This is a genomic window from Paenibacillus sp. NPDC058071 (assembly GCF_042885235.1).
Classification (GTDB): Bacteria; Bacillota; Bacilli; order Paenibacillales; family Paenibacillaceae; genus Pristimantibacillus.
Genome location: NZ_JBHVSK010000004.1, coordinates 202,479 through 225,213, shown reverse-complemented (window position 1 = coordinate 225,213; position 22,735 = coordinate 202,479). Strand labels below are relative to the sequence as shown.

The following is a 22,735-nucleotide window of genomic DNA, read 5'->3' as shown; positions in this document are numbered from 1 at the left end:
GAACCGTTTCAATCATTATGGAAGACAGCAGTCGCTATCGTGTTGGCACGCAGCTCAGGCGCCAGACGCTTGTCGCGAGATGCGTTCTTCTTAAGCGGCCGCCTCTTCGGCTGCCTCCTCTTTCTTTTTAGAAAGGAGCAGATTCAGTACAATCGCTGTCACTGAGCCGGACACGATGCCGTTTTGCAGCAGCATTTTCGCAAAATCGGGCAGCTGATTGAAAATTTGCGGCATGGCCGCGGAGCCGAGACCGACGGCAATGCTCGTTGCGGCGATGAGCAGGTTGCGCTCCTTACGCAGGTTCACTTCCGACAGAATCGCAATGCCCGAAGCGGCGACGGAACCGAACATGACGATCATTGCGCCGCCGAGAACCGCGCTTGGAATAATAGTCGTGATCGTTGCAAGCTTAGGCAACAGACCGAGAATGACCATAATACCGCCAGCCGCAAAAATAACGTCGCGCGACTTCACGCGAGTGAGCGAAATGAGGCCGACGTTTTGCGAGAACGCGGTGTAAGGAAAGGCGTTGAAAATACCGCCGAGCATAATCGCCGCGCCTTCCGAGCGAAGGCCGTTCACGATTTGCCGCTGTTCAACCTTCTGATCGGTCGCCTTGCCGACAGCAAGGTAGACGCCGGTCGACTCGACCATGCTGACAATATTGACGATAATCATCGTCACAATCGCCGTTATGCTCAACTGAGGCGTACCGAAGTAGAACGGCTGAGCCACGCTGAACCACGATGCTTCGCCTACCGGAGCAAAGCTGATCATCCCCATTGCATAGGCGACAACCGTACCTGCCACGAGTCCAACAAGAACGGAAACAGCGCGCAGAAACCCTTTGGCAAAACGATTGACCAGCAAAATAACGACTAGCGTGATGAGCGCCAGCAGCAGATTCTCAGCACTGCCGTACGATGGCGATTTATCATCGCCGCCCGCCACGTTGTTCATCGCCACTGGAATAAGCGACAGACCAATGATGGTCACAACAGAGCCGGTTACAATCGTGGGGAAAAACTTAAGCAGCTTGCCGTATAGCGGCGCGGCCAGGACGACGAATATACCCGATATAATGATAGCTCCGTAAACCGTCGCCAGATTGGTTGCGGATGCGATCGCAATAATCGGACCTACCGCCGTAAACGTACAGCCCAGAATAACCGGCAGTCCGCTGCCGAAATATTTCGTGCCCATTACCTGCAAGATCGTCGCAAGTCCGCATGTAAACAAATCGGCCGCGATCAAATACGCCATTTGCGTAGGGGTCAGGTTGAGCGCGCCGCCGACAATCAAAGGTACGACTACCGCGCCCGCGTACATCGCCAGCACATGTTGAAAACCTAGTGTAACAACTCTCTGTTTGCTTAACATCCGACTAAACCTTCTCCTTTATGGCTGCAGGGCTGTCCGCCTCTGCAAAATGAATCTCGCCCGGCGACATTTTAGTGATTCGGGCCAGCGAATGAACCTCCACACCCATCTCCTCAAGCAGTCCCCGGCCTTCTTGGAATCCTTTCTCGATCACGCAGCCTACGCCGGAAAGCGTTGCTCCCGACTCGCGCACGATGTTGACTAGGCCAACCAACGCAGCGCCCGTAGCGAGAAAATCGTCGACGATCAGCACATTATCGTCCGGTCCCAAGTATTTTTGCGAGATGCTTACCTGATACGTTTCTTGACGGGTAAACGAATGAACCGGAGCCGTATACACCTGCTCCGCCAGCGTCACCGCTTTTTTCTTTTTCGCATAAATGAACGGTACGTCAAGCGCAATGCCCGTCGCCATCGCGAATTGGATGCCGCTCGCTTCAATCGTCAATACCTTTGTGATTGGCTTGCCTGCGAAAATCCGCTTGAACTCCTGGCCGATTTCAAGCGCCAGCGCCGTATCAACCTGATGATTCAGAAACGAATCGACCTTCAGCACCGTGTCGGACAAAATTAATCCTTCCCGGCGAATTCTTTCTTCCAATGCTCTCATTTTTCGTGCCGTCCTCCTTTTTCTTCAAACAAAAAAAGGACAAACTCCTCGAGCCTGCCGCTCAAGATAAGCCTGTCCCTACAAATACTATTCTTCATGAAGCACACATTCCCGCTTCTCGCACCCGGTTTTCGAGCCGAAAAAGAACGGTGGCCTAAGCCAGAACGCGTACTCACTCATAGTCGGACAATTGCATTGGTTATCCGGTAGAAACTCATGGGCCATATTCCCAAAATTATATGAGAGCCGCGCCGTTCCAACGAACGGCCGCGAAAACACATTCTTTATACTACACACTCTTTCCATTGCTTACAAGTGGAATTTATTATTTTTCGACATTTTTCGCCGATCGTCATCGTTATTGTGCTTTTAAGTAGTCCAGTAATATTCTTTTCATTAAAGCGAGCTGTCTGTCCGCCTCCACATCAGGCTCCAATTGCATGATGCTGCGCTGCTGCGACAGCTTTTTTGCAAAAATAGCGTAGTTGTTGACGACGGTCGTGAGTGTCTCGTACACTGCAATATCAGAACGAATCGAGCCGTCCTTTATTCCCGCTTCAATAATACCGGAATAGGCGGCCGACACTTTTCTGTAAATGACATTGAATTGCTCCATGCCTTCCAACGCTTGTCCCGCATGCGCGGCATAGCTGTCGAAGTTCTCCAGAAATTTCGTATAACGGTCTGTTCCGCCAGAAAGCGGCGCGGCAAAGTAGTCAAACAGCTTTTCCAATTTCTCCAGGCAGGTCAGCTCCAGCTCGTTGATCGACTGAAATTGCTCGTAGACCGTTTCCAGCATGCCGGTCGCTACGGCAACGATCAGCTTCTCCTTTTTCGGAAAATAACGGAACAGCGTCGCAATGCCAATACCAGCCTCTTCCGCAATATGATGCATGGTCGTTTTCTCAATGCCTTTATCGGTAAATAAACGCTCGGCCGTCTCGAGAATCCACGTCTCCCGCTGCTGTCTATTCTCGCTTAACTCTCGTTCATATCTTTCTCTCGGCTCCAACGCCACCCTACCTTCCTGTATCCAATTGGAAATTGCCCACCTATTATATCCTCTTATTCTTTCGGTTTGCAACATTTCGGTAAATTGGGAAAATGTAAATAATATGCTTATTATCGACACGATACGTCTTATATCAAAGTGTTTTCCAAGTGATTCATTTCATATAGAAAAGAGATGTTGATATCGCCGTATCAAACCGGACTGTGCTGGATTTCGTGCAATTCTAAATCATTATCCGATTAAAAATGCCACCGACCTGCTGCTTCTGCTGGTCGGTGGCATCCTTCGTTTAAAGAGTCTGATTTCACTGCTAGCTGCGGTGATAACGTTTAAGGAGCAGATTTAGCCAAGGCGAACAACCTCATCGCCTGCTCGGCCGTTTTCTCCAGCAATTCGGCCGTTCGTTCCATCGCTTCCGCAAGCGGCATCGGCTGGTCGAGAATGCCAAACACAGCGGTAATACCCCGCTCGTGCAGCTCTGAAATCCCTTCGCCGACCGATCCTGCCAATACGATGGCCGGTACACCGTGAGTCGCAGCTATGCCAGCAACGCCAAGCGGCGTCTTTCCTCCGGCGGTTTGCGCGTCGATTCGCCCTTCGCCAGTGATGACCAGATCGGCGTTTGCGATTGCTTCCTTCAAGCCGATGCTGCGGGCGACAAGCGGCGCTCCCGGCTCCAGACGCGCCTTCAGAAATGCAAGGACGCCTCCCGCCGTTCCTCCAGCTGCGCCGGAACCCGGTATGGCGTGAACGGATACACCTGCCGTTGCTGCAATAATGTCTGCAAAGCGAGTTAATGCGCGGTCAAGCTCCGTCACCATCTCCGGCGTTGCGCCTTTCTGCGGCCCAAAGACAGCCGACGCTCCATTCGGTCCAACAAATGGATGATCGACGTCACAGGCGACTGCAAATTCGCATTCCGCCAGCCTGGCATCGAGATTTTCGGAGCGGATTTCAGCCAGCTTGTTCAGCTCGCCGCCGCCATAGCCAATCTCTCGGCCTTCATCGTCCAGCAATTGCAGGCCAAGCACCTGCAGCATGCCCGCGCCGCCATCATTCGTTGCACTTCCGCCTAGCGCTAATATAAACCGGCGAACGCCATCGTCAAGAGCTTGGCGAATCAGTTGTCCAAAGCCGAATGTGGTTGTACGAAGCGGATTGCGGTCCTCTGGATCCAACAAATACAAGCCAGACGCTGCCGCCAGCTCTACGACCGCCGTCTCCCCGTCTCCCAGCAACCCGTAGTGCGATTCCGTCGGCGCGCCTAGCGGGCCCGACACTCTTACCGGAACCAGCTTTCCATTGGTAGCTGCGATAAGGCACTGCATCGTCCCTTCGCCGCCGTCAGCCATCGGCAGAATGATCGTCTCGCTGTGCGGGGCTGCCCGCCTTACTCCCTTTGCGATGGCTTCGCCCGCTTGAGGAGCGTCCAAGCTTCCTTTGAAGGAATCGGGAGCGATTACGATACGCACCATTTAATTATAGCCCCTCTCCTCTGCGCTGTTGACGATAGCATACCCATTACATGTCAATTCCTCTATCATTTCCGTTAACTATTACAGCTCAGTTGCTGCAGCGCGACCGGCGGAGCGGCCGGAGAACAGGCAACCGCCAAGGAAGGTGCCCTCCAGCGCGCGATAGCCGTGCACTCCGCCGCCGCCGAAGCCGGATGCTTCGCCCGCGGCATACAGGCCCGAGATCGGCTGCCCTTCCGCGTTCAGCACACGTCCGGACAAATCGGTTTGCAAGCCGCCCAATGTTTTGCGGCTGACGATATTTAGACGGACAGCGATAAGCGGCCCGTTTTTCGGATCGAGTAATTTATGCGGCTTGGCGGTACGAATAAGTTTATCTCCGATATAATGGCGGGCACCGCGAATGGCGGTCACCTGCAAATCCTTCGTGAACTTGTTGTCCATCTCGCGGTCTCTCGCGATCAGCTGTCGTTCAATGGCCGCCGGATCGAGCAAAGACTGGCCGCTCAGCTTGTTCATCCCTGCTACAAGCTCCCCAATGTTCCGGGCAATGACAAAATCCTCACCCTTATCCATGAACGCCTGAACCGGACCAGGTGCGCCAGGCAATACCCGCGACAGCACCTTGCGCACGCTTTTGCCCGTCAAATCGGGATTTTGCTCGGAGCCGGACAACGCAAACTCTTTTTCGATAATTTTCTGCGTTAAAATAAACCAAGAGTAGTCATATCCGGTCCTCTGAATCGCCTCCAGCGTTCCGAGTGTATCGAAGCCTGGGAAGTTGGGAGCCGGGAAGCGGTTGCCATTGGCGTCCAGCCAGATGGAGGAAGGTCCCGGTAAAATGCGAATGCCGTGATTGCTCCAAATCGGATTCCAGTTGGCCAGCCCTTCGGTATAATGCCACATCCGGTCGCGGTTGACGATTCGGCCTCCCGCCTCCTCCGCAATGCCGAGCATCCTCCCGTCTACGTGAGCAGGCACGCCGGACAGCATACGGGCGGGCGGCTGGCCTAACCGGCTAGGCCAGTTGCGCCGCACCAGATCGTGATTGCCGCCGATACCGCCGCTCGTAATGAGCACAGCTCCGGCCTCGTACTCAAACTGTCCAATTACCTCCCGCGAGCTTGCCTCACCGCGCGCCGCATCGCTCGGTTCCAGAATGGAACCGCTTGCACCAATGATCGCGCCATTGTGCTCCGTCAAGCTGTCGACCCGGTGCCGCGGACGGTATTCAATTCGCCCAGTCTCCATATGGCTGCGCACACGCCGTTCGAACGGCGCCACCAGTCCCGGTCCCGTTCCCCAGACGATATGAAAGCGAGGAACGGAATTGCCGTGGCCTTCAGCCAAATAACCGCCTCTTTCCGCCCAGCCGACAACCGGAAAAAACCGGACGCCCATCCCGTGCAGCCAAGCCCGCTTCTCTCCCGAGGCGAAATCGACGTACGCCTCGGCCCATTTCCGGCCCCAGAAGTCTTCATCCTCCTCCCGGTCGAAGCCGGCCGAACCGAGCCAGTCCTGCAGCGCCAGCTCCTTCGAATCCTTCACGCCCATCCGCCGCTGCTCCGGCGAATCGACAAGGAACAGCCCGCCGAACGACCACCACGCCTGGCCGCCAAGAGATGCTTCCGGCTCTTGATCGAGCAGCAGCACCTTTTTACCCGCGTCGGCGATTTCAGCTGCTGCCGCGAGGCCTGCAAGTCCTGCTCCGATTACGATCGCATCTGCACGAGCCGATACATTTGTCTGCGCCACCTGAACTCCCCCTCATTCATCTTCTGACGTTCTCCAAATTCAGCCTTATTATACCTAAATTTCTCCAACCGGATAAGCCTTTTTACTTTCTTTCCGCCTAGCAGGACATATACCCAACCCATTCCCGCAACCGCAACATAGTCTAATGTGTACTCAACATGCAAGGAGGTGCATTTCATGTCCGGTTTCGTTGGCGGCGCTTTTACAAACACTGGTGTTATTCTCGTTCTGTTCATCCTCTTAGTCATCATCGCATGCAGCTGTGGCATCTTTGGCGGTGGCTTCGGCTACTAATTTCATACGCTTAATGCCTCCGTGCGCAGGAATCGCCTTTTTGCCCCTGTCATAAAATAAGCAGAAAGCCCATCCCGAAATCGATTCTCCGTTCGTCTTGAAGCGCATCTATTGATTGCGCTTCAAGCCTGCAGAGGAACGCCTAGGGGTGGGCTTTTTGTGTCGTGCGCAGCCCCTTCCTCCGCATTATATTCGGTGACTCGAGCATGATAACTTAATAACCCATTAGGAATATGCTTACTTTTATTGAGAAACATTAATTTATATAGTATAATAAAATCAATCATAAAGGAGGCGACCTAACATGACCGAATCGACACCAACTTTTGAAATAGGAATCAGTACTTTTTTAGAGGCGCTGCCTCATCCGGCTACAGGCCAAACCATTTCTCATGCCGAGCGATTGCGCAACGCCGTCGAAGAGATTAAGCTAGCCGACGAAGTCGGCCTCGACGTCTACGCGATCGGCGAGCATCATCGTCCCGATTATGCAGCATCGGCTCCCGCTGTCATTCTGGCCGCGGCCGCTTCCGTCACGAAACGCATCCGGCTCTCCAGCGCGGTGACGGTATTGTCGTCTGACGATCCCGTACGCGTCTATCAGCAGTTCTCGACTGTAGACGCACTGTCCAACGGGCGAGCCGAAATTATGGCTGGCCGGGGCTCTTTTATCGAATCATTCCCTCTGTTCGGCTACAATTTGAACGACTACGACGAGCTGTTCGAAGAGAAGCTGGAGCTGCTGCTTAAAATAAGAGAGACGGAACGCGTATCATGGCGAGGCGGCCATCGTCCCGCTATCGACAACCTTGGCGTCTACCCGCGCTCCGTTCAAGAGCCTCTGCCGGTCTGGGTCGGCACAGGCGGCAATCCGGAATCGGCGGTGCGCGCAGGTATGCTAGGCCTGCCGGTTGTATTCGCTATTATTGGAGGTATGCCGGAACGATTCGCTTCGCTGGTTCAGCTCTATAAAGAAGCGGCGGCGAAAGCCGGTCATGACCCCAGCAAGCTGCAAATTGCGACTCACTCGCACGGCTTTCTAGCTGATACAACCGAACAGGCAGCATCGACCTTCTTCCCTTATACGTCGGCGCAAATGAATAAAATCGGCCGTGAGCGGGGCTGGCCTCCATACAGTCACGAAGCTTTCGACGCGGCCCGCAGCCTGCGCGGCGCGCTCTATGTCGGCGATCCCGAGTACGTAGCCGAGAAGATCGTCCTGCTTCGCAAAAACTTGGGTATAAGCCGCTTCTTGATGCATTTGGATGTTGGAGCGATGCCTCCTCGCGAGATGCTTCATGCAATCGAGCTGCTCGGCGACAAAGTCGCTCCGCTTGTACGCAAAGAGCTAGCGAGAATCGAATCGACGAAATAAATCGGCGTCGACGAAACGCATTATAAATTAGAAAGACGCACCCGACTTCGTTTAACGCGAAATTGGGATGCGTCTTTCTTTTTATGGTGCTAGCTTGTTTGAACTCTCCATCTGGCTGCGAACAGCATTTGCAGAGACAACCCGCTCGTTCCCCTCATCTAGATTAATATTTAAGCAGCCGGCGCTGCCCCCTCAGAGTTCATTAAAAGGAATAAGATCGAAAAATCATACATAATTTTGCGAAAACCGGAATTTTGGACGATTATATTCGAAAATTCATACATAATCGACGCTTTTGACCAAATCCCGTAAATTATATATGAAATTTCATACATATTGAAAAAACGGCCTCTTTCGTTTCTCCAGAAGCCCTCTGCCCCTTCGCTGCTCTCTCCTACTCAAACAAACACTGATTTTAAGTTTAAGCCAAGAAACCATAATGAAAAAGAAGACCGTCATTATCGTAACCGACGGGTTTTTCTCCAAATTCGAAAAAAGCGAATGCCAATTGCATCCGCTTCTTGCGTTAACCGCCCCCCTTAGGATACGGACGCGCCCACTGATTCGTTTTTCCCGATTAACACATTGTTGATTTCTTCTCGTCCCGCCCTATGCACCGTATTGCGCCCTCCGTCCTTCGAACGGTAAAGCGCCCGGTCCGCCGCTTTCAGCAGCCGATCGATCGCACCCTCCTCTTCATAAGGAAAGTCCGATTCGGCAACGGCAATACCGAAGCTCGCCGTCAAATAGACGGTGTTCATCGGAATTTGCAGCGGTTGTCCGGCAATCCCTGCTCGCAGCCTGTGCGCGGCCGCCTCTGCTTGCTCGCCCGTCAAGCCCGGCATCGCAAGCACGAATTCCTCGCCGCCGTAACGGGCAAATACGTCCTCCGGCCGCAACAGACTGCGGCATACACCGACAATGTGCGTTAGCGCGCGGTCGCCGGCATCATGACCGAATTCGTCGTTAATCCGTTTGAAGTGGTCGATATCGAATAAAACTAGTGCAAGCGGCGTTTGATTAGACGAAGACCGCCACAGAAGCGATTCGCTTAAATGAATGAAATGCATCCGGTTATATACGCCGGTCAGGCCGTCATGATAAGCGAGCTTGCGAAGCTGCTCCTGCAGACGCACCATCTCCGTTACATCGATCAGGACAATCAGACGGCCGATCTGCTGGCCATTGCGATTTCGCACAGCCGAGACGCGCACCTGATAATGCATCGACTTATCTCCGAGCCGCCATGCAATCTCTTCCTGCCCGCCCTCCGTCAAATCGACGGTCTCGACTGGAGTCATATCCAGCGCCACATCAGTGTGCAAGCGCCACAACGGCTCCAACGAACGACCGACTGCTGCAGGCTTCAGCTCCGGCATAATGAGAGCGGCGGCTTTATTATAGTCAACCAGCCGATTGTCGTGATCCAGCACAAATACACCGTCGCTCATGCTCTCAAACAAATAGTCACGGGCAATGGGAGCGACGTTCAGCATCCCCTTCGACGCAAGCGCCCACAAATAGAGCGCAGCCGTAACGGCCATGATAACCGGAATCGGATCCATGCCTTGAGGCGTCAAATTACCCAAATAAGCAAAGTCGCCAATAATCGGAAGCAGCAAACCGAGCATCATCGAAATGTGCTGCGGACGATAGCTTGATTTCATCCGGTTCCAATGGACGAGCAGCAGAACAAGACCGCCAATCATACAACCGAATGTATACGCGCCTTGAATGATGTACCATGGGCCTGCATCCAGTTCCACCCTAAGAAAGGCTACTCCTGGGCTTACCGTCACCGAGCGGTAATAAAAATGATGCCATTCGTTGGTCAGCACGAGCGCTATCGTGATGATCGGCATCACAAACATGCCCTTTTTGAGAGCGGGCTTTAGAAAACGATCCATGCCAAGAAAATGAATAATCAGCAGCAGGCTGAGCGGCGGCAGCAACGGCATGCCTAAATATTCGAACTTGATCCAAAGCATAACCTCGGCGAGCGTATCGGCCGACTTCTCCAGTGCCGAACCAAACGTATATACGGCGGAAAACAAGCTAAGCGCGATAAAAGCTTTCGCCATCGGCTGCTTGGAGCGATTGAACCAAACGTAAATGCCCATGATGAGATTGATAACGCCTGCCGTTACCATGAGCGTAATAACAGCGGAATAAGGGGTTCCCATGCGCAATCACACTTCGCTTTCGAGCCGGACCCGCGCCGTCCGAGGCACTGGGCGGGCTAATCCCGAATCTATTGATTTGATCCTATCACAAAAGGATGGGATTGTGGTAGAACGTTGTCGATTTATGAAAAATAATCCATTAAAAAATACTCATTTCTTTCGCAATGAACAGACACATATCCGTGACAATCTCGGTCTCAAACAGCCTATAAACTTTGATTGTAATCTTCCGTTCACGCTCCGTTCATCTAACAGCCTTACATTCGGAAGGCAAGGGGGAGGGAACGTTATGATAATGGCTTGGAAAGAAATGAAGCGCAGTAAAGCAAAATTTATGATTTTAGGCTCTATCGTGTTTCTCGTCAGTCTGTTGACCTTTCTCATCTCGGGATTGGCCAACGGTTTGTCGCAGGATAATTCGGCACTCATCAAGGATTTGCCGGATGGACGCTTTTATATGGATAAGGATGCGGAAGGGACGTACTCGTTCTCGCGGATCGAGCCCGCTGCGCAAGAAGCGGCAATTAAGGAAGGAAACGGAGCGGCTGCGTTATCGATTCAAATGGGCTTTGTTGTTGATAAAAATGGACGGCAGCACGGAGCCGCTTTTGTCGCCTCGACTGAATCCGAGCAGTTCTTCCGCTCGAAACCGGGCGAGATCGTCCTCGACCGTTCTCTTGAAAAGGAAGGCATTCAAATCGGAGATCGGCTGACTAATCGCCAATCGGATGGGGAATGGACGGTAACAGGGTTTGTGGACGGCAAAAAGTTCAGCCATGCCCCAGTCGCTTATATTGCCGTTGAAGATTACCAAAGCATGTACCGAGCGGAGGGTATGCAGATGCTGTTCGTTCCGGATAAAGACGGGCTGAAGACCGTTCCGGACGGCTTGCAAGCCTACTCGAACAAGCAGTTTTTGGACTCTATTCCGAGCTATAAAGCGGAGCAAATGTCGCTGAATATGATGATCTGGTTTCTTATTGTAATTAGCGGCATGCTGTTCGCTATCTTCTTCTATATGATGAATGTACAAAAAATCGGTCTGTACGGGATTTTGAAAGCAATCGGCGTTCGTACGAGCACGCTGTTCGGCATGATATGGACGCAAATGCTGATTGTGACCGTCGCCGCTCTGGCGCTGTCCATCCTGCTTAGTCAGTTGTTCGATCTGTTTGGCCCTGAAGGAATGCCTTTCCAACTAACGTTGAACGCTACTGTTATGCTATCGCTGCTGTTTCTTGTTATCGGGCTGCTCGGCGCTACGCTTTCCGGCTGGCAAATCCGGAAGGTTGAACCTCTGACAGCTATTCAGCAAGGGGAGGTGTAGACGGATGAACGCATTTTCGATACAAGATGTGACAAAAACGTTTGCCAGCGGCGATACCGAGGAGCAGGTGCTGAAGGGCGTGCGGCTAACGCTGCAGATGTCGGAGGTTACCGCCCTGGTAGGTGCATCAGGATCAGGAAAAAGCACGCTTTTGACCATTGCGGCGGGACTGCAAAAAGCCACCTCCGGCGAGGTTCGCTTCGGAGACCGCAACCTGACGGCAATGACGGAGACAGAGCGCCGGGACGTTCGCGCCCGCGAATTCGGCTTTATTTTTCAATCGGCGCACCTGGTGCCGTTTCTAACCGTTGAGGAACAGCTGCTGCTCATGCTGAACGTCTCCGGCAACCGAAGCGGCAAGCGCGAGCAAAAAGAAGCGGTCGCCCGGATGCTGGAACTGGTCGAGATGACTCATCGCCGCAGCGCCTATCCTTCCTCCCTGTCTGGCGGGGAGAAGCAGCGCGTCGCCGTCGCCCGCGCGTTAATCCACCAACCGAAAATCCTGTTCGCTGACGAGCCGACGGCCAGCCTCGATTCTCGCAGATCACGCGACGTTATGACACTGATTCGCGATTTAACGAAGCGCCTCGGCATCGCAACACTGCTCGTCACCCATGACGAGGAAATGCTCCCATTCGCCGATCGCGTCATCGCGATGAAGGACGGACTAATCGTACGGCAAGACGGGCAATAGCAGGAAGAGAAGGAAGAGAAGGAGGAGGGCTGAGCCCTCCTCCTTCTCCTGTTTTCTGCACCGTGCACACCTTCTGGGCGAGCGATGCTATCGAGGCACGCTGTGCTCAGTCACACTTTAGCGGTCAAATCTGGATTCAGTACATGTTCCATAATGTTCACACACCAACTTTTAGCATGCTCCACCACCACTCCACTCACTCTAGCAACTAAATAAATGCAGTTTGGCAGTTATTCAATTGATTTTCTCTACTCAGTAGCGCAATAACTGCTTTTTTGCAGTTATTTCCTGCCTCGGACCTCCATTTGCGCATATATCCCAACCAATAACTGCCTTTTAGCAGTTATTCCTTCTCTACGGGTCAGAAAAAGAAAAATAACTGCATTTCAGCAGTTATTTCGGTCCATTCCTTTGCCCAGTCGGTGTTACACAACGACCGGCACCTTAGTCGTTCGTCAAGATTGGCGCTGGATGTGACGGCAATGGCAACAGCAACGAAACGGCAGCATTATCAGCTGGAGCTACCTTTACAGCAATCTCAGAGCTCGAGCACCCGCAGAGCACCCTAAGAGAACCCACAGAGCACCGCAGCCCGCCCTCACTGCTTCATCAAACTCTGCTGCGTCGAAGCTTGAATTGGTAGGCGATGTAAGGCATTCCGGTGAAAATGAGTCCAATCAGCGCGACGAAGCCTAGTCCCCAGCCCACTAGATTCACCCAGTCCGGCAGCCAGCCGCTCAATCCGATTTCCCTCACTGGCCAGAATACGAGGACCGCGATCAACAGAGGCAGCGCGGCCTTGCCAACAACGTTTATCTCCCGCTCGTAACGCTCGATCACTGATGCTTTATCCGTATAGATCGGCTGCGTCCCGGTCGGAGCGCGGAAAATATGAAAACTCTCGCCCGCCGAGCATACATGCGTCCAGCCTGCGGCCTCGAAAATGGCATAATATTCTTCGTCCGGCTTTTCGCAATAGTCGACCTCGTACACCACTTCCAGCGCTTCGCTTTTTCTCAACCAATAGCCAAACGGCGCAAAGCTCTCCAGCACCCAGCCCTTTCGAGCATATTTGCCCAGTTTGCGCATATCGCTCTTCTCCGAGAACGCCAAACCCCCGCTCGATACATATTTCCTCGTTCTCATCCTGCCTCTACCGCCCTTCTCCTTTTAATAACTGCTCGGCATGCCGCACCATTTCACGGCGCCGTTCCGTCTCGCTGTGCAGCAGCGCAATGCCTTCCGCCGTAGCACCGTACGTTTTCCTTTTCTCATCGCCGTCCTCCTCCAGCCGGATAAATCCAGCCGCAAGCAGCTTCTTAATCGTCGTATACAACGACGCAGGCCCCACTGTCAGTCGGCCTCCGGTCATCGACTCAATTTCTTGCATAATGAGATAACCGTGCTTGGGAACCACAACGGACAGCAAAATGTAAAAAGCCGTATCCGTCAGCTCGCCCATTTCCAGCGTATCGTTTCTAGGCATCGTCTTTTCCCTTTCTATATCGTTAAATGATATATCGTTAAATGTAATATATCATTTAACGATATATAAAACAATAAAAAAATGCCCATTCCGGTAAACCACAAACCGGAAATAGACATTCTGCTTTTATATAAGAAGGACGGGGGCTGTTAAATCGCTTGTAGCCACACGCACGGGCCAGATCGGCTATCTGGCTCGCCGTTTCAAAACCGCCGGTAAATCCAGCCCTGACCAGCCCCTGTCACAGCGCCAAGAAAGCGCCTTTTCCAACAAGCCGACGCCTGTTTCTAACGATTAAACAAAGCGGCAGCACCGATAATACCAACATCGTCCTTCAAATCGGCCGGAACGATGTCGTACGTGCCGCGATAAGGCTTCATGACGCATTCCTCCGTCTTCTTCCGAAGCGCCGAGAACAGCAACTCGCCCGCCTTACTGACGCCGCCGCCAATGACGATGCGGTCCGGATTAAACGTATGAACCGCGTTCGCCAAGCCGATCGCCATATAATCCGTCGTCTTGTCGATCACTTCAACCGCGACAGCGTCACCGCGCTTCGCAGCTTCGAATACATGACGAGACGAGATCGGCTCCCCGCTTGCGACCGCAAGCTCGGCGATAAGCGAAGACCGTTCGCGCATATGCCGCAGCGCGGCATCACGGATCGCTGTGCCGGACGCAAAAGCTTCCCAGCAGCCCTGTCTGCCGCAGCTGCATACCGGCCCGTCGGGATCGACGGTCAAATGCCCGAGCTCTCCGGCAAACGAATGAGTTCCGAACAGCAGCTTGCCATCCATGACAATGCCCGCTCCGATACCGGTGCTGAACGTCACATAGACCATATTGTCTGCGCCTTTGCCTGCGCCCCTCGCATATTCGCCCCAAGCCGCGGCATTCGCGTCGTTCACGACCTGCACTTCGACGCCGAGATCGGCTTCCATCCACTGCTTGAGCGGCACGTTGTCCCACTCGGGCAGGTTGGTACCGTTAATAACAATCCCGTCACGGCTGTTCACCGCGCCGGGAGAAGCTAGGCCGACACCGATAAGCGGCTTGCCGTCCGCAACGGAACGGACCAAGCCAGCCATTCGTTCAACAACCTCTTGTGCGGTACGGGCTCCTGCCGTTTCCAGCTGCTCCCGCTTCAGCACCATGCCATTGCCGTCGAGCAGCGCCGCGGCGATCTTCGTACCGCCCAAGTCGATGCCGACGACATAGCTTTGTTCGTTTTGCATAGCAATCTTCACCTTTTTCTGTCTATTTCCTCTAGCATGAGCGAAGACTGTCCGCTAAGTCGCGCAAAGCGACGGGATCGATTGGCGATAACGAATCGCCGCCGTATCGAACTGCCGATCCAAAATGTACCTCTTCCACTCCCGTTGTCTCTATAAATGACTCAATACCTTGCCGTTTCAAACCGCTGCCGGCCAATATTTGCACATGCCCGTCTCGCGACGCTTCGACCAGACGGCGCATTGCCGGCATCGATTGCGGCGCGGGAGCCGGACCGGCTGAGGTCAATATCCGCTTAATAGACGGATACTGCCAAAGCGTGCGCAAGCCGGCCAATTGATCCTCCAGCTCGTCGAACGCCCGGTGGAAGGTCACGTCGAGGCTGCCCGCAAGCGGCAGCAGCCGATCCAGCGCGCGCTCATCGATGCGCCCTTCCGCCGTTAAAGCGCCCAGCACAATGCCGGACGCCCCGCTGTCCGCGATCGCCCGAACTTCCGCTTCCATCGTCTGCAAATCCTGCTCCGAGTAAACAAAGGAACGGCTGTGCGGCCGGACCATTGCAAACACGGGAATGCTTACCGTCTTCGCCGCTTGCTGGACGAGTCCGATCCCCGGCGTCAAGCCGCCTTCGGTAAATGCCGTAATCAGCTCGAGCCGGTCGGCACCGTTTGCCTCGGCGACAATAACGTCATCCATGCAAGTTGAGATCACTTCCAGTTTCATCTGCTCTCCATCCTTCCGTTCACACAGTCGTCCGGCTGGCCTCCAGCACGGCGTAATCGGCGAGCAATCGCGCGCCATAGCCGGTCGCGCCCGCTTCCGAATAGCCAGCGTCCTGCTTGTACTGCACGGTATTAGCCATATCGATATGCGTCCACTTCATGCCGCTCGCGACAAAACGGCGAATAAACAACGCCGCGATAATCGCTCCGCCATAAGGCGATGTGCCGACATTTCGCAAATCGGCATAGAGGCTGTGAAGCTCGCTCTCGTATTCGTCCATTAAAGGCATCGGCCATAGCCGTTCCCCGTTACGCTCGCCGATCGATACAAGACCCGCCGCCATGTCCGAATCGCCCCAAATGCCGGCGATGCCAAGACCGAGCGCCGAACCTACGTTGCCGGTCAGCGTAGCGATATCGATGACTTTCTCAGCGCCGATATTGGCAGCGTGAAGCAGCGCGTCAGCAATAATCAATCGCCCTTCGCCGTCCGTGTTCGCGATCTGTACGGTCAAGCCATTCGGATAGCGGATAACGGAGGACGGCAGCGTCGCATTCGCATCGGGCACGTTTTCCACCACCGGAATAAGCGCCGTCACGTTCACCGCAGCGCGCGAACGGATCATAATATCCATAGCCCCGACGACTGCCGCCGCTCCACCCATGTCCATACGGGCATCGCTAATATCGCTCGCTGTCTTCGCGTTCATGCCGCCCATATCAAATGTTACGCCCTTCCCGATCAGAGCGAGCATCGGAAGATCGGCTCCGCCCTCGTAACGGATTTCAACGAGCGCCGGTTCATACTGACTGCCTGCTCCGACTGTCAGCAAGCCGTTCATCTGCCGCTCCTCAAGCTCGCGACCGCGGTAAACATGGACATGCACGCCTTGTCCGAATTGACCGAAATGCTCCTCCATCCATGCCGCAAAACGCTCCGGATGAAGCGTACCCGGCGACTCGTTGACCAGGTCACGGGTCAGCATCGCCCCGGCAGCGCGGATGCGGGCTTTTTCAAGGACACTTGCCATAACATCCTTGCTCAGCTCAGGCCAATCATTCGACTGAAGCCGTAAGGCGACCGTCTCGTCCGAACGCGTCTTATTCCGATAAGGCTGGAAACGGTACAAGCCGAGCTGCCAGCCTTCAATCCATGCTTGCAGCCAGTCAGCGGAAGCCAAGCCTTCGCCGCCACGCCCATAGGCGGCCGCGTCCCGAACCAAAGCAGCTCCGGTCCGTCCTTCTCGCAGCATCGCACGGGCGGCGCGGCCGCCAGCGCGGCGAACCGCCTCCAGCGTCGTTCCGACGCGTACACCCATGCCGATTGCGACGATATCCGGCTCTCCTTCAGATCGCCCGAACAGCCAAGTTACGCCGCCTTCGCGCTTATGCGCTTCAGCCAGCTTATAAGGAAAGCTTTCGCCCTCGTATGCCAAATGAACGAGAACATCCGCCGAGTCGGCGGAATCGATCCAGATCGTCATCCTAAACCCTTCTTTTCGTTAAGTTTCGTATTCCGTCAGGGGCTACTCGTTGTACAAATGGCAGGCAACCTCGTGGCCTGGCTCGACTTCCCGGAAAATCGGCGCTTGCGTCTTGCAAATTTCCATGCAGGACGGACAGCGGGTATGGAACCGGCAGCCTGTAGGCGGATCTACCGGACTCGGGAGATCGCCTTTCAATATGATCCGTTCCTTTTTCAGACTTGGATCGGGTACAGGCACCGAAGACAGCAGCGCCTGCGTATAAGGATGCAGCGGCTTGTCATACAGCGCGTCCTTGTCTGCGGTCTCGACCAGCGAGCCCAAATACATGACGCCGATTCTATCGCTAATATGCTCAACGACGCTGAGGTCGTGGGAGATGAACAGGTAAGTCAGACCGTACTCCTCCTGCAAATCCTGCAGCAGGTTCAGCACCTGAGACTGAATCGATACGTCGAGCGCCGATACCGGCTCGTCCGCTACAATCAGACTCGGGCGTACCGATAGGGCACGAGCGATGCCGATCCGCTGGCGCTGCCCGCCGCTGAATTCATGCGCATAGCGCTCGGCATGCAAGCTGTTCAAGCCAACGGTCTCCAGCAGCTCGCTGGCCAGCTTATCGCGTTCGCCGGGTGTCAGCTTCGTATGAATGAGCAGCGGCTCGGCAACGAGATCCTTTACCTTCATGCGTGGATTAAGCGAGGCGTAAGGGTCCTGGAAAACCATTTGAATATTTCTTCGAATCGGCCGCATCGCGTTGTCGGATAAGCCGCTAATATTTTGACCGTCGTACCATACTTCACCTTCGCTCGGCTTAAGCAGCCGAGTTACAAGTCTTCCAGTCGTAGATTTGCCGCAGCCGCTCTCGCCAACGAGACTGAAGGTCTCGCCTTTGCGGATCGCAAACGAAACGCCGTCGACCGCCTTCAGCAGCTTCTTTTGCCCGAGAAAGCCTTTCTTGATCTCGAATGCTTTCTTCAAGCCTTTCACTTCAATTAGCGGAGTTTCCTTGCCGTTTCCATTCATCCCTTTCTCCCTCCTTCCGAACTTGCTTCCATCGCCTGCTCCTCCGTCAGGAAGCAGCGGCTTTTCCGTCCTTGTCCGCCTTCGATCGCCAGCAGCGCCGGCTCTTCCGTTTGGCAGCGTTCCATTGCAAACTGGCAGCGCGGCGCGAATTTGCAGCCCGCCGGCATTTGCGATAGATCCGGCACGTTTCCTTTAATGGAATCAAGGCGGCGCACCTTCTGGCGCAGCTTCGGAACGGATTGAATCAATCCTTTCGTATACGGATGCTGAGGGTTCTCGAACAGCTCCCGTACTGGCGCTTCCTCTACGACGCGGCCCGCGTACATGACGACCACCCGGTCGCAAAGCTCGGCCACGACGCCAAGATCATGCGTAATGAGCAGCATGCCCATATCCTGCTCTTCCTTCAAACGCTTCATCAAATCGAGAATTTGCGCCTGAATGGTCACGTCGAGCGCCGTCGTAGGCTCGTCGGCAATTAGCAATTTCGGATTGCAGGACATCGCCATCGCAATCATCACCCGCTGCCGCATGCCGCCGGACAGCTGATGCGGATAGTCGTCAAACACCTCATTGGCGCGCGGAATGCCAACCAGCTCCAGCATATGCACCGCATGCTCCCGCGCTTTTTTCCGGTTATAGCCCATATGAAGCATGATCGGCTCGGAAAGCTGCTTGCCTATGCGAAGCACCGGATTCAGCGACGTCATCGGCTCTTGGAAAATCATCGCCATTTCGTTGCCGCGAATGCGCCGCATGTCGCTCTCCGGTATTTTCGTCAAATCAGTTCCTTCGAACGTCACCGAGCCTCCGGCGATTTTACCCGGCGTGTCCTTCAACAGCCGCATGATCGAGAGAGAGGTTACGCTTTTGCCGCAGCCGGATTCGCCGACAAGGCCAAGCACCTCGCCTTTTTTAATATGAAAGTCCACGCCCGCAACGGCCTGAATGCTGCCGCCGCCGCGCTTGAACTCGGTTTTTAACCCTTGCACTTCCAGCAAATGTTGAGCCACGTCTCGTCCCTCCTCAGTTTTTCATTTTGGGATCAAGCGCATCGCGCAATCCATCCCCGACCAGGTTGAAGGCCAGCACCGTCAAAAATATCGTTAAGCCTGGGAAATAGACGATATGAGGAGCAATGCTCAAATAATCGCGTCCCATGCTCAGCATCGCGCCCCAGTCCGGCTCACTCGCCTTCGCGCCCATGCCGAGGAAGCTGAGTGAAGCAGCGGCAAGAATCGCGCTGCCGATCCTCATCGATACGTTAACGATGATACTCGATACCGTCTCCGGGAAAATATGACGCCAAATAATACGACTGTCCTTTGCACCCATCGATTTGGCCGCTTCGACAAACAGCGTCTCCTTGGCGGAAAGCGTTACGCTTCGGATGATGCGGGCAAACGACGGCGTGCCGAATACCGCAACGGCGATGACCACATTGGTCGAGCCGGGACCAAGAATCGCTACAATACCGATCGCCAGCAGCAAATCAGGGAATGAGAACAACACGTCGCTGCCACGCATAATTAGCCGATCCAGCCAGCCGCCATAATAGCCGCTGAGCAAACCGAGAATCGTGCCGAGAACAGCAGCGATCAGAACGGCGCTCAAGCTGACGGCGAGCGTCAGGCGTGTACCGTCCATTAAGCGGCTTAGAATATCCCGTCCGTATTCATCCGTGCCGGCCCAATGCTTGGCAGAAGGCCCTGCCATAAGCACGTCGTAATTAGGCTCTTCCGGGTTGTACGGTGTCAAGAAAGGTCCGATCAGCCCCACGATGAAAAGCAATATGATAAAGCAAGCCGCTACGACGGCCATTCGTTGTTTGCAAAATTTGCGGAAAAACTGTTTAAATCGGCCCTTTTGTCGCTCCGGGGCCGTCGCTTCTGCGGCTAAGGGAGAACCTGCTCCCATTGCCTGCGAATTGTCGCTCATGCTATCCCTCCTAAGCAAATCCGGCAGCCTTCATCAGGAGTACCTGATTTTCGGGTTAAGTACGCCGTACAGCAAATCGACGATCAAGTTAATTAGAATGAATTGCGTTGAGAAAATAAGCAGCAAGGCTTGAATAACGGTATAGTCTCTGAACAAAATGGAATCGACAAGCAGTCGGCCAATTCCCGGAACACTGAATACCGTCTCGACCATTACAGAGCCGCCAAGCAGGAAGCCAAATTGCAAGCCGGCTACCGTCACGACTTGAATGAGCGAGTTACGCAACGCGTGACTGCCGATAACGATAAACTCGCGCAAACCCTTCGCACGGCCGGTCCGAATATAGTCCTCACGCATCGTCTCGAGCATCGACGCTCGCGAATAGCGCGCCAGCATCGACATAATGCCCGCTCCAAGCGTAATGGACGGCAAAATGTAAGATTTCCACGAATCAACGCCGCCGGTCGGGAACCAGCCCAGTTCGACGGAGAACAGCTGAATGAGCACAAGCCCTAGCCAAAAGCCTGGAACCGACATCCCTGAAATGGCAGTCAGCGTGCCGACGTAATCCGGCCAGCGGTTGCGGTACACGGCCGAAATAATGCCGATCGCGAGACCCAGCACCGTCGCCCATACCATGCTAAGCAGCGTAAGCCAGATTGTCGGCATAATGCGGCTCGCCAGCATTTCGGTAACCGGCAGACCCGAACGGATCGACTGACCCAAATCACCTTTTAGCAAGTCGCCCATATAGTTGATATATTGCTGCCAAAGCGGCAAATTAAGGCCGAGCTGTTCCTGGATGCCTTGGATTTCTTCCAACGTAGCATCCTTGCCGGCAATCAAGCGCGCCGGGTCGCCCGGAATTAAGTGGATGAACATGAAGACGAGAACGGATACGACGAACAACAGCGGAATGACCCCGAGAAGTCTTTGCAAAGCATATCTACCCAACCCTATTAGCCTCCTTCCGTTTCGACCGATGATATAGCGGGGCCGCTCCCGATGTCCGGGAAGCGGCCCCTTTTTTTAAAGCCTGTTTGACGTAGACGATTATTTCACTTCTGCCTGACGAATGTTGATGGAACCGTCTGGATAAACCTTCACGCCGTTCAAATAATCGCGGCTGCCGGATACGATTTGATCGACGCCCATGAACGCCCAAGGCGCGTCTTCCCAAATCGTTTTTTGAATGTTCGCGTAGATATCTTTCGCTACTTTCGGATCAATCGACTTGTTCGCTTCAGCGATCCATTTATCTACGTTCTCGTTTTTGTAGTAAGCGGTGTTAGCGCCTGCTGGCGGCCACATTTCACTGCTGAACAGACCTCTTGTTGCACCATCGGCATCGCCGGAAGACGGCGACCAGCTAACGTACCACATTTGAATTTTTGCTTCTTCAGGCGTTTTTGCAGAGTTGATCATGTCGGACAGCGTGCCGCCCTCCATCGATTTCACTTCTACTTTGATGCCGACTTGAGCAAGCTGTTGTGAGATGAACTGCATGCCTTTAATGGTCTCGGAATCGTTCTCGCCCCAGATTTCCGCTTCAAAGCCGTTCGGATAACCCGCTTCGGCAAGCAGCGATTTCGCTTTCTCCAGGTCGAAGTCATAGCCGTTTTGCTGCGAGTAGTGCTGCGTTTTCGAAGACATGGTCGAGTCCAGCTTTTTGCCGAGGCCCGATTTTACAACTTTAATGTAAGCTTCTTTGTTGATTGCATAGTTGATCGCTTGACGTACCTTCAGGTCGTCGTACGGTTTCTTAGTTGTGTTCAGCGTTACGTAGCGAACGATTGTGGAATCGACTTTGTTGATTTTGATGCCTTCCACGCCTTCAACCTCGGATACTTGCTCCGTAGGCATCGGATAGATGAAGTCAGCTTCGCTCGTCTTCAGCATAGCGATACGGGAACCGTTCTCTGGCACCGGACGGAACGTTACGCTGTCCACTTTAGGAACGCCAACTTGCCAGTACTCTTCATTCTTTACAACGACCAGACGGTCGCCTTGTACCCACTCTTTAAATTTGAAAGCGCCTGTGCCAACTGGCTCTTTGACGATATTCTCGCCTTTCTCTTCCAGTGCTTTCGGGCTGATCATACCAGCCATCGCCACTTTGTTCAGGAACGCGTTGTACGGCTCAGTAAGCGTGAATACAACAGTTTTCGCGTCAGGCGTTTCGACTTTTGCTACTTTCGCAAAGCTTTTGCGCAGGCGCAGGTTGTTCTTCTCATCTTGAATGCGGGCAATGTTGATTGCTACCGCTTCGGAGTTGAAATCAGTGCCGTCATGGAATTTCACGCCTTCACGCAACGTGAATGTATAAGTCAGGCCGTCGTCGCTGATTTTATATTCTGTAGCGAGTGCCGGCGAGAGGCCCATATTCTCGTCAAAACCGAGCAGACCCTCGTACATCGTTCTTGCGCCGCTGATCGAATTGGTGTCGCTCGCATTGTGCGGATCAAGCGTAATAAAGTTGGCGTTAACCGCGATCACGACGTCTTTATTGTCTTTGGTCGACGTCTTTGTTGTTCCTGCGGAGTTGCCAGGTTGCGCATTGCCGCCAGTGTTCTTGCCGTTGCCGCCGCCACAGCCCGCCGCAATAACGGCGATAATGAGCGTCAGCATCAGTACGGACCATACTTTTCTTCCTGCTTTCATGTTCTCCACTCCCCGATGTAAATTGATGTATTAGAACAGCCCGCCGTATGGTCATATACCTAACCTTAACGTCGAGATTA

The 22,735-nt window shown here is 53.9% G+C and carries 20 protein-coding genes and 1 riboswitch; of the genes, 4 read left to right on the top strand and 16 right to left on the bottom strand.

Features of this window, described 5'->3' with window-relative positions; all coding sequences use genetic code 11:
- Positions 1-90 precede the first annotated feature (90 nt).
- The 5 genes from ACFVTB_RS08700 to ACFVTB_RS08680 form a co-directional block, all read right to left on the bottom strand.
- Entirely contained in the window at positions 91-1,380 is a 1,290-nt protein-coding gene (locus tag ACFVTB_RS08700; RefSeq protein WP_387747497.1) for a nucleobase:cation symporter-2 family protein, read from the bottom strand.
- Positions 1,381-1,384: 4 nt separating this feature from the next.
- A complete protein-coding gene (locus ACFVTB_RS08695) occupies positions 1,385-1,990 on the bottom strand; it encodes a xanthine phosphoribosyltransferase (protein WP_387747495.1) in 606 nt (201 codons plus the stop codon).
- Positions 1,991-2,149: 159 nt separating this feature from the next.
- A riboswitch (purine riboswitch) is annotated at positions 2,150-2,253 on the bottom strand.
- Positions 2,254-2,348: 95 nt separating this feature from the next.
- A complete protein-coding gene (locus ACFVTB_RS08690; protein ID WP_387747493.1) occupies positions 2,349-3,002 on the bottom strand; it encodes a TetR/AcrR family transcriptional regulator in 654 nt (217 codons plus the stop codon).
- A 329-nt stretch (positions 3,003-3,331) separates the two neighbouring features.
- The gene (locus ACFVTB_RS08685) at positions 3,332-4,474 is read right to left on the bottom strand and encodes a glycerate kinase (RefSeq protein ID WP_387747911.1); all 1,143 of its coding nucleotides are present in this window, start codon (positions 4,472-4,474) and stop codon (positions 3,332-3,334) included.
- 84 nt (positions 4,475-4,558) lie between these two features.
- Complete coding sequence (locus ACFVTB_RS08680) at positions 4,559-6,232, bottom strand: FAD-binding dehydrogenase (protein WP_387747491.1); 1,674 nt, start codon at positions 6,230-6,232, stop codon at positions 4,559-4,561.
- A 177-nt stretch (positions 6,233-6,409) separates the two neighbouring features.
- On the opposite strand from ACFVTB_RS08680, the gene ACFVTB_RS08675 reads away from it, so the two are divergent.
- Both ACFVTB_RS08675 and ACFVTB_RS08670 read left to right on the top strand, forming a co-directional pair.
- Positions 6,410-6,526 carry a YjcZ family sporulation protein gene (locus ACFVTB_RS08675; protein WP_387747489.1) on the top strand — a complete coding sequence of 39 codons (117 nt, stop codon included), beginning with the start codon at positions 6,410-6,412 and terminating at the stop codon, positions 6,524-6,526.
- Positions 6,527-6,830: 304 nt separating this feature from the next.
- Entirely contained in the window at positions 6,831-7,901 is a 1,071-nt protein-coding gene (locus tag ACFVTB_RS08670; protein ID WP_387747487.1) for an LLM class flavin-dependent oxidoreductase, read from the top strand.
- A 539-nt stretch (positions 7,902-8,440) separates the two neighbouring features.
- On the opposite strand, the gene ACFVTB_RS08665 is transcribed toward ACFVTB_RS08670, so the two are convergent.
- On the bottom strand, positions 8,441-10,084 hold the full coding sequence (locus ACFVTB_RS08665) for a histidine kinase N-terminal 7TM domain-containing diguanylate cyclase (protein WP_387747485.1): 1,644 nt from the start codon (positions 10,082-10,084) through the stop codon (positions 8,441-8,443).
- A gap of 289 nt (positions 10,085-10,373) precedes the next feature.
- On the opposite strand from ACFVTB_RS08665, the gene ACFVTB_RS08660 reads away from it, so the two are divergent.
- Together ACFVTB_RS08660 and ACFVTB_RS08655 are read left to right on the top strand one after the other, a co-directional pair.
- Positions 10,374-11,411, top strand: coding sequence for an ABC transporter permease (locus tag ACFVTB_RS08660; RefSeq protein WP_387747483.1), 1,038 nt, complete (start codon positions 10,374-10,376; stop codon positions 11,409-11,411).
- A 4-nt stretch (positions 11,412-11,415) separates the two neighbouring features.
- The gene (locus ACFVTB_RS08655) at positions 11,416-12,105 is read left to right on the top strand and encodes an ABC transporter ATP-binding protein (RefSeq protein ID WP_387747481.1); all 690 of its coding nucleotides are present in this window, start codon (positions 11,416-11,418) and stop codon (positions 12,103-12,105) included.
- A 609-nt stretch (positions 12,106-12,714) separates the two neighbouring features.
- Here ACFVTB_RS08655 and ACFVTB_RS08650 read toward each other — a convergent pair.
- The 10 genes from ACFVTB_RS08650 to ACFVTB_RS08605 all read right to left on the bottom strand — a co-directional run bounded on the left by ACFVTB_RS08650 (position 12,715) and on the right by ACFVTB_RS08605 (position 22,655).
- Positions 12,715-13,251 (bottom strand): DUF2812 domain-containing protein, encoded by a 537-nt coding sequence (locus ACFVTB_RS08650; RefSeq protein WP_387747479.1) that lies wholly within the window; start codon positions 13,249-13,251, stop codon positions 12,715-12,717.
- A gap of 7 nt (positions 13,252-13,258) precedes the next feature.
- Positions 13,259-13,591 (bottom strand): PadR family transcriptional regulator, encoded by a 333-nt coding sequence (locus ACFVTB_RS08645; protein ID WP_387747477.1) that lies wholly within the window; start codon positions 13,589-13,591, stop codon positions 13,259-13,261.
- Between the two features lie 287 nt (positions 13,592-13,878).
- Positions 13,879-14,826 (bottom strand): ROK family protein, encoded by a 948-nt coding sequence (locus tag ACFVTB_RS08640; protein WP_387747475.1) that lies wholly within the window; start codon positions 14,824-14,826, stop codon positions 13,879-13,881.
- Positions 14,827-14,857: 31 nt separating this feature from the next.
- Complete coding sequence (locus ACFVTB_RS08635; RefSeq protein ID WP_387747473.1) at positions 14,858-15,547, bottom strand: copper homeostasis protein CutC; 690 nt, start codon at positions 15,545-15,547, stop codon at positions 14,858-14,860.
- Positions 15,548-15,566: 19 nt separating this feature from the next.
- A complete protein-coding gene (locus ACFVTB_RS08630; protein ID WP_387747471.1) occupies positions 15,567-17,030 on the bottom strand; it encodes a M17 family metallopeptidase in 1,464 nt (487 codons plus the stop codon).
- Positions 17,031-17,072: 42 nt separating this feature from the next.
- The gene (locus ACFVTB_RS08625; RefSeq protein ID WP_387747469.1) at positions 17,073-18,056 is read right to left on the bottom strand and encodes an ABC transporter ATP-binding protein; all 984 of its coding nucleotides are present in this window, start codon (positions 18,054-18,056) and stop codon (positions 17,073-17,075) included.
- Positions 18,053-19,069, bottom strand: a complete 1,017-nt coding sequence (locus ACFVTB_RS08620) for an ABC transporter ATP-binding protein (protein WP_387747467.1) — start codon at positions 19,067-19,069, stop codon at positions 18,053-18,055. Before ACFVTB_RS08620 ends, ACFVTB_RS08625 begins: the two co-directional genes overlap by 4 nt.
- A 13-nt stretch (positions 19,070-19,082) precedes the next feature.
- Complete coding sequence (locus tag ACFVTB_RS08615) at positions 19,083-19,994, bottom strand: ABC transporter permease (protein WP_387747465.1); 912 nt, start codon at positions 19,992-19,994, stop codon at positions 19,083-19,085.
- Between the two features lie 33 nt (positions 19,995-20,027).
- Positions 20,028-20,948 carry an ABC transporter permease subunit gene (locus ACFVTB_RS08610; protein WP_387747463.1) on the bottom strand — a complete coding sequence of 307 codons (921 nt, stop codon included), beginning with the start codon at positions 20,946-20,948 and terminating at the stop codon, positions 20,028-20,030.
- A gap of 99 nt (positions 20,949-21,047) precedes the next feature.
- Positions 21,048-22,655 carry a glutathione ABC transporter substrate-binding protein gene (locus tag ACFVTB_RS08605; protein WP_387747461.1) on the bottom strand — a complete coding sequence of 536 codons (1,608 nt, stop codon included), beginning with the start codon at positions 22,653-22,655 and terminating at the stop codon, positions 21,048-21,050.
- Positions 22,656-22,735 lie beyond the last annotated feature (80 nt).